Source organism: Rhodococcus sp. ENV425, assembly GCF_002887785.1.
Taxonomy (GTDB): Bacteria; Actinomycetota; Actinomycetes; order Mycobacteriales; family Mycobacteriaceae; genus Rhodococcus; species Rhodococcus aetherivorans.
Genome location: NZ_PCZU01000201.1, coordinates 1 through 4,672 on the forward strand (window position 1 = coordinate 1; position 4,672 = coordinate 4,672).

Annotated in this window: 6 protein-coding genes; 2 read left to right on the forward strand and 4 right to left on the reverse strand. The window is 75.1% G+C overall.

The window, feature by feature from the left end:
* The 3 genes from CQZ88_RS16635 to CQZ88_RS16645 form a co-directional block, all read right to left on the reverse strand.
* On the reverse strand, positions 1-926 hold a 926-nt coding region (locus tag CQZ88_RS16635), incomplete at its 3' end, for a tocopherol cyclase family protein (protein WP_102800052.1).
* A 5-nt stretch (positions 927-931) separates the two neighbouring features.
* Positions 932-1,393, reverse strand: a complete 462-nt coding sequence (locus CQZ88_RS16640; RefSeq protein ID WP_102800053.1) for an SRPBCC family protein — start codon at positions 1,391-1,393, stop codon at positions 932-934.
* 25 nt (positions 1,394-1,418) lie between these two features.
* The gene (locus tag CQZ88_RS16645; protein WP_006942308.1) at positions 1,419-2,201 is read right to left on the reverse strand and encodes a PIG-L family deacetylase; all 783 of its coding nucleotides are present in this window, start codon (positions 2,199-2,201) and stop codon (positions 1,419-1,421) included.
* Here CQZ88_RS16645 and CQZ88_RS16650 point away from each other — a divergent pair.
* Together CQZ88_RS16650 and CQZ88_RS16655 are read left to right on the forward strand one after the other, a co-directional pair.
* Positions 2,200-3,390: an MFS transporter gene (locus tag CQZ88_RS16650; protein ID WP_037201057.1), complete on the forward strand. Its 1,191-nt coding sequence runs from the start codon at positions 2,200-2,202 to the stop codon at positions 3,388-3,390. The two genes, CQZ88_RS16645 and CQZ88_RS16650, sit on opposite strands and share 2 nt — an antisense overlap.
* A 5-nt stretch (positions 3,391-3,395) precedes the next feature.
* On the forward strand, positions 3,396-4,217 hold the full coding sequence (locus CQZ88_RS16655; RefSeq protein ID WP_102800056.1) for an alpha/beta fold hydrolase: 822 nt from the start codon (positions 3,396-3,398) through the stop codon (positions 4,215-4,217).
* Here the strand turns inward: CQZ88_RS16655 and CQZ88_RS31195 are convergent.
* Positions 4,192-4,672 (reverse strand): acyl-CoA dehydrogenase family protein (locus tag CQZ88_RS31195; protein WP_258008632.1); only part of this gene is annotated, 481 nt, incomplete at its 5' end. The two genes, CQZ88_RS16655 and CQZ88_RS31195, sit on opposite strands and share 26 nt — an antisense overlap.

Here is a 4,672-nt window from a genome sequence, read left to right on the forward strand (position 1 = left end):
GACTCGTCCGCCCAGACCAGCGTGCCGCGGTCGCGGACGGTCACGCTCAGCGAGCCCGCGAGGTGCTCGAGGGCGCCGGGCACGTTGCGGCGCTCGAGGGGCAGCGGAACCGGCAGGACGTGCGCGGCGCTCAGCGGGGCGGTCGCCTCGATCTCGACGGTCCACCGCAGCCCGCGCCCGAACAGCGACCACCGCTCGTCGGCGACGTGGGCCCGCACCGGGGAGACCACGGGGTTGCCCAGCCGGATCACGGGTCCGTCCGGCAGGGCGACCACCACCGCCGTCACCTCGGTCCGCAGCGGTCCGGCGTGGACCTGCCCACCGGCGAAGGCGACGCACGCGGCGGAGTCGGTGAAGCCGTGCGCCTGGCCCCACCACCACGACTCCGGGAATCCGCCTCGGCCCCAGTTCTTCTCCGCGTACACCTGGGCGCCGTCCAGGTTCCACGTCTCGCCCCCGAGCACGGCCTCGCCCTCGGCTCGCCCGTCGAGCAGCCACGGGTGCCAGTACTGGTTGAGCGCGGGGACCGCGTGGAAGACGCTGGATCCGCCGAACCGGCGGCGGGGCCACGGCCGGGGCGCCGTCACCCGCATATCGAGGCGTGCGTCGTCGCCGAGGTCCACGCGCAGCCGGTCGGGCTCCCCGCGGAACGCCGTGCCCGCCGACGCGCCGAGCCGCCGCGGGTCGGCGAACCCCTCCGGATGCGCCGTCGTACGCAGGAATCCGCCCGGGTGCGCCGCCACGCCGAGGGTCGCCCACGACCCGTCGGCGGCCCGGTTGACGCCGCACAGCGCGATCACCACCCGTCCGGTCCCGGGCTGGGTGAACCGCCAGAAGTACCCCTCCATCGCGACGTCGTGCGCCGCCAGCGGATCACCGAAGGGCAGGTCGGCGCCGGTGGCGCGGTAGCTCGAGCACAGCGACACGACGCTCAGATCCCGGCCCGAGCCGCGGCCGCGATGTCGTCGAGGTCCTGGTGCAGCGCCTTACGCGTCGCCCGCAGGGCCAGGGGAGCGACGAGCGCCGTCAGCGCCCGCCGGATCCGTCCCGGACGGCCGGCGTCGGCCGAGAACCGCACGGTCAGCGTCGTGCCGGCCTGCTCGGGGGCCACGTCGAACTCGGTGCGGTAGCGCACACCGCCGGATTCGGCCTCGACGGCCGTGTGCCGCCCCGGCTCCACGGCCGTCACGGTCATCTCCTCGGTCGCGGCCCTGCCGAACATCGTGCGGGTCTCGCGCCAGCGGGTGCCGACCTCGTAGCCGACGCCCGCGAGCCGTTCGACACCCTGCACCCCGCTCAGGATCTGCGGGGCCGAGTCGACGGAGGTCAGCACCCGCCACACCCGGTCGGGTGGTGCGTCGACGAAACGGCTCAGCTCGACGTGGTGGCCCATTCGCGCTCCTCTTCGGTCGGGTCGATCACAGGGGCAGGGCGTTCTCCTGCAGCGTCGGCTCCGCGCCGCGCCGGCGGAACCATTCGAGGCCGAAGGCGCTCGCGAGCTGTTCCGGCGTCATCGCCAGCATCGGCCCGAAGTCACCGACCTGTGAGGCGTGCGCGAGCATCGCCGCCCGTTTCGCGGGGATCGTCGCGGACACGTCGATCGTGGTGGTGATCTCGGCCTCCGGCAGGCCGAACGTGTCCAGGTCCGGGGGCGACGCGTCCGGGCTCACGTCCGGGTTGGCGGCGAGCAGGCGACGGATGTGGTCCCGGTTCATCGCCGCCTCGTACACCGACGGGTGCGCGGTCAGCTCCTGGGCCCGGGCGCCGACGCGGTGCACCTGCACGTGGTCGGGGTGCCCGTATCCGCCGTTGGGGTCGTAGATGGTGACGACGTCGGCGCTCTCCTCCGCGAGCACGGCCGCGAGCCGGGCCGCGGCCGAGTCCACGTCGACGTTGCAGAATGCGGCCGGGTCCGCGTTCTGAGGCGCCCCGGCCATGCCCGAATCGGCGTAGCCCAGCGGCACCAGGCGGGCGACTCCCAGCGTCTCCGCCGACGCCTCGAGCTCGGCGCGGCGACGCTGCACCAGGGACTCGCCGGGACCGAGCAGCCCGTCGGGGACCTCGCCCGCGGCGCCGTCCGTCGCCACGACCAGCACCACCCGATGCCCCGCGTCCGCGGCGAGGCGCATCACCCCGCCGGTGGTGAACACCTCGTCGTCGGGATGGGCATGGAAACACACCAGCACGCTCACGTACTGCATGCTGGCACGAATGCGCTCCTACCGTGCACTGTTCACCGCGCCGGGCGCCGCCGCCTTCTGCCTGGCGGGGTTCGTCGCGCGGTTGCCGATCGCGATGGTCGGCATCGGCATCGTGACGATGTTCTCGCAGTTGCGGGGTGACTACGGCCTCGGTGGCGCCCTGGCCGCGGTGTTCGCGCTGTCGTACGCGGCGCTCACCCCGCTGGTCTCGCGGGCCGCGGACCGGCACGGGCAGTCCCGGGTCCTGCCGGTCGCCGCGGCGATCAGCGCGGCCGCGACCGCCGCGATGCTGGCGGGGGTGCGGTGGGAGGCGCCCGAGGCGCTGCTGTTCGCGTGCGCGGTCCCGGCGGGACTGATGCCCACGATCGGCGCCATGGTCCGCGCCCGGTGGACCGAGCTGCTCCGCGGCACCGACGGGTTGCGTACCGCGTTCGCGCTCGAGGCGGTGATCGACGAGCTGTGCTTCATCGTCGGGCCGGTGCTGTCGGTGGGGCTGAGCGTCGCCGCGTTCCCGGAGGCGGGCGCGTTGCTCGGGGCGGTGCTGCTGGTGATCGGCACCGTCGCGCTCGCCGCCCAGCGCGGCACCGAACCCCCGGCACGCCCGGTCGTCGCGGGGGCACCCGGCGCGAGCGTGCTGCGGATCCCGGTGCTCGTCGTGCTGGTGGTGGCGATGACGGCGATGGGCACGATCTTCGGCGTCGTCGACGTGGTCGGGGTCGCCTTCACCGCCGAGCGGGGCGCGCCCGGCGCCGCGACCGTGGTGCTGGCGATGTTCGCGACCGGGTCCGCGCTCGGCGGCCTCGTCTTCGGGGCGGTGCGGCTGCGGGCGCCGCTGACGCGGCAGCTGCTCGGCGCGACGGCGGCCGTCGCGGTCCTGCTGTGGCCGCTGCTGCTCGCCGACACGGTGCCGGCCCTCGCGGTGCTCTACCTGTCGGCCGGGGTGGCCGTCGCCCCCACCATGATCGTCGCGACCTCCCTGACCGAGCGGATCGTGCCGCCGGGCCGGCTCACCGAGGGCATCACCTGGACGGTCACGGGACTCGGGGTCGGTGTCGCGGTCGGCTCCGCCGTCGTCGGTCAGGTCATCGACCGGTCCGGGCCGAGCGCGGGCATCGGGGTCGCGGTGGTGGCCGCGCTCGTCGGATGCGCGTGCGCGGTGGGAGTGGCCCGGCTCGCCCGGCTAGGGTGACCCGCATGACAATCCGCGAGGTCGAGAGCTCCGACGGCACCCCCATCGTCTACCGCGTCACCGGCGATCCCGCCCACCGCCCGCTGGTCCTGCTGCACGGCTGGGCCCAGTCGTCGCGGTGCTGGGGCGAGGCCGTGCTCGACGAGCTGGCCCGCACCCACCGGGTGATCGCCGTCGACCTGCGCGGACACGGGTACTCCGGGGCCCCGGAGACCGGATACGACGAGTCGAAGCTGTGGGCCGCGGACGTGCAGGCCGTGCTCGACGCCGAAGGCGCCCACGGGGCGGTGCTGCTCGGCTGGTCCTACGGCGGCCTGGTGATCTGCGACTACCTCGCGACCCACGGCACCGACCGCGTCGCCGGGATCGTGCTGGTCGGCGCGATCACCAGCATCGGCCGGGGCGAGAAGGGCGGCAAGGTCGGGGCGGCCATGCGCGCGGCCGTCCCCGACGCGATGTCCGAGGACGCGGCGACGGCGATCCGCGCCCTGGGCGCCTTCGGCACGGCCCTCACCGGGCCCGGGGAGGGCAAGGGCGTCGCGGCACAGGCGCTGTTCGGCACCAGCCTGTGCACCCCGCCCCGCGTGCGGGCGGCGATGTTCGCGCGGACGGTGCGCAACGACGAGCTGCTGCGGGGCCTCGACACGCCCGTGCTCGTCCTGCACGGCACGGCCGACTCGGTCGTCGACGTCTCGGCCGCCGAGCACGCGGCGTCGCTGCTGCTGACCGCGACGCCCTCGTTCTGGGAGGGCACCGACCACGGCCCGTTCGTCGAGGACCCGCAGCGGTTCGCCGCCGAGGTCACGCGCTTCGCGGGATCGCTGTAGCCGCTGCCGACCCGAGCGCCTGCGTCCCGGCGAGCAGCAGTGTCTCCTCCGGCGTGAGCGGGTGGAACTTGACCCCGCGCACGTCGCGGTAGCACTGCTCGAGCGGGCTCGACCGGTAGAAGCCGCGGCCCCCGGCGACGTCGAGGGCCAGGTCGCACACCTCGATCGCGGCCCGCGCGATCTCGGCCTTGGCGGTCATCACCGCGGCGACCGTGGTCATCGACGGCACCGGGTCGTCGCCGACGACGTCGAGGGCACCGTCGAGGGCCCACGACGCGACCTGCAGGCGGGTGGCCGCGACGCCGAGCTGGCGTCGCACGCTCGGGTCGCCGGCCCGCGGCGTCCCGGCGACGAGCGCGGTCGCGTGCGCGTGCGCGGCCTCCGCAACCCCGAGGTACACGGCCGCGACGACGGGCATGGCGACGCTGAGCACCAGCTGGAACGGCGGGTCGATC

Coding starts and splice junctions, on each gene's coding strand:
- CQZ88_RS16640 (WP_102800053.1), bottom strand. CDS start 1,393: ATGGGCCACCACGTCGAGCTGAGCCGTTTCGTCGACGCACCACCCGAC.
- CQZ88_RS16650 (WP_037201057.1), top strand. CDS start 2,200: ATGCTGGCACGAATGCGCTCCTACCGTGCACTGTTCACCGCGCCGGGC.
- CQZ88_RS16645 (WP_006942308.1), bottom strand. CDS start 2,201: ATGCAGTACGTGAGCGTGCTGGTGTGTTTCCATGCCCATCCCGACGAC.
- CQZ88_RS16655 (WP_102800056.1), top strand. CDS start 3,396: ATGACAATCCGCGAGGTCGAGAGCTCCGACGGCACCCCCATCGTCTAC.